Here is a 2116-nt window from a genome sequence, read left to right as displayed (position 1 = left end):
CCGCGTACCGTCCACGCCCCGCGTACCGTCCACGCCCCGCGTACCGTCCACGCCCCGCGTACCGTCCACGCCCCGCGTACCGTCCACGCCCCGCGTACCGTCCACGCCCCGCGCACCGTCCACGCCCCGCGTGACGGGCAAGCCGTCCGAGCGGGCAAGCCGTCCGAGCGGGCGGGATCGTGAAACCGGCCATTTCCGCCGGCGAACGTGGCGGATGCCCTGTGCCCTCATTGCCAACCCGCCCCCGCCCTGCTCCTGGCGGCGGCGATCGGACCCCTGCGCCCACCACTGGCCGGCCCGCCGCTGACCCGGGCCGAACGCGCCGTGGCCGCGCGCGGGCACTGACCCCGGCGGGACGCGCTCAGGCGAGCCGCAGCTCGGGCCGGTAGATGTCGAACCAGTGGTGGAGGTCGAGCACCCGCTCGATCCCCAGCCGGCCGTCACCGGGCAGCGACGCCGCGTCGACCCGTACGGCATCCGCCAGCCAGCGCCGGTCGACCAGTTCGAAGACCGGATCGCCGCGGTCCGCCAGTACGTCGGCCGCCTGTTCCTGGAGGGCCTTGGCGTAGCCGGGGTCCTGGGTCGTCGGATAGGGGCTCTTGACCCGGTCCACCACGGACGCGGGCAGCACCTGCCGGACCGCCTCGCGCAGCAGACTCTTCTCCCGGCCGTCCGAACACTTCATGGACCACGGGGTGTTGTAGACGTACTCCACCAGCCGGTGATCGGCGAACGGCACCCGCACCTCCAGACCGACCGCCATCGACATCCGGTCCTTGCGGTCGAGCAGGGCGCGCACCAGCCGGGTCAGATGGAGGTGACAGACCGTCCGCATCCGCTGCTCGGCCGCGGAGGTCCCGGGCAGCTGCTCCACCCCGGCGACCGCGCTCGCGTACTGGTCCGCGATATAGCCGGGGATGTCGAGCCGCCGCCGGATCTCCGGGTGGAGCAGGGCGGTGCGGTCGATGGTGTGGGAGTTCTGGAAGGCCAGCCAGGGGAACGTGGGCGCGTCCCGGGCGGCCGGATGGTGGAACCAGATGTATCCGCCGAACAGTTCGTCGGCGAACTCGCCGGACAGGGTGACGGTGGACCGCTCACGGATCGCCCGGAAGAGCAGATACATCGACGAGTCGATGTCACCGAGCCCGATCGGCATGTCCCGGGCCCGCACCACGGCCCGGCGCAGTCCGGGGGAGACGAGGTCCCCCGAGTCGAGCACCACACTGTGGTGGTCGGTGCCCACATGGGCGACGGCGTCCCGGATGAAGGGCGCGTCGGGTGTGTCCCGCATCTCGTCCGGCGCGAAGTTCTCCTCCAGACCGGCGAAGTCCACCGAGAACGTCCGCAGCCGCTCCCCGGACCCGGCGGCGGTGAGCGCCGTCACCGCGCTGGAGTCGAGCCCGCCGGAGAGCAGCGCGCACAGCGGTACGTCGGAGACCGACTGCCGCCGCGAGGTGTCGGTGAGCAGCTCGCGTACCCGGTCCACGGTGGCGGTGAGGTCGTCGGTGTGCTCGGTGGTCGGCAGCGACCAGTAGGTACGGTGCCGGATGCCCCGCCGGGTCACGGTGACGGCCGTCCCGGGCTCCACCTCCCTCATGTCCTTCCACAGTGACCAGCCCGGGGCCTTGGTGAAGCCGATCAGCTCGTGCAGACACTCCAGGTCGACCACACGGCCCGCCAGCGGGTTGGCGAGGACGGCCTTGGGCTCGGAGCCGAAGAGCACACCGTCCGGGGTCGGCTGGAAGTAGAGGGGCTTGACGCCCATCCGGTCGCGGACCAGGACGAGCTTGTCCTCCCGCTCGTCCCACACGGCGAACGCGTACATCCCGTTGAGCCGTTCCGCCAGGTGCTCGCCCCACTCCAGATACGCGGTGAGGACCACCCCCGCCCACCGCGCCGAACCGGTGCCCGGCGCGCACGGCCCGGTCCGCCGCCTCGCGCACGGTGGTGCCCAGAAGAGCGGCCCCGCCCCGACCCCCGCCGACCTGCGCACCCACCTCACCGGCCGCGGCCTCGCCTCCTTCAAGATCCCCGACGAACTCCGGGTCCTGCCCTCCCTCCCCCGCACCCCCATCGGCAAAATCGACAAGAACGCCCTGGTCACGCTCCTGACACC

The 2116-nt window shown here is 72.3% G+C and carries 1 protein-coding gene and 2 pseudogenes; 2 read left to right on the top strand and 1 reads right to left on the bottom strand.

What is annotated here, in order from left to right:
• A pseudogene (locus tag ACWF94_RS39355) lies at positions 1-183 on the top strand (hypothetical protein); the annotation flags it as partial.
• A 178-nt stretch (positions 184-361) separates the two neighbouring features.
• Here ACWF94_RS39355 and asnB read toward each other — a convergent pair.
• A complete protein-coding gene (gene asnB / locus ACWF94_RS39350) occupies positions 362-1825 on the bottom strand; it encodes an asparagine synthase (glutamine-hydrolyzing) (RefSeq protein WP_453499916.1) in 1464 nt (487 codons plus the stop codon).
• A gap of 46 nt (positions 1826-1871) precedes the next feature.
• Here asnB and ACWF94_RS39345 point away from each other — a divergent pair.
• Positions 1872-2116: pseudogene (locus ACWF94_RS39345) on the top strand (hypothetical protein); the annotation flags it as partial.

Source organism: Streptomyces sp. NPDC055078 (assembly GCF_053607985.1).
This window is presented reverse-complemented; position numbering and strand designations above follow the sequence as displayed.

Coding starts and splice junctions, on each gene's coding strand:
- asnB (WP_453499916.1), bottom strand. CDS start 1,825: ATGTACGCGTTCGCCGTGTGGGACGAGCGGGAGGACAAGCTCGTCCTG.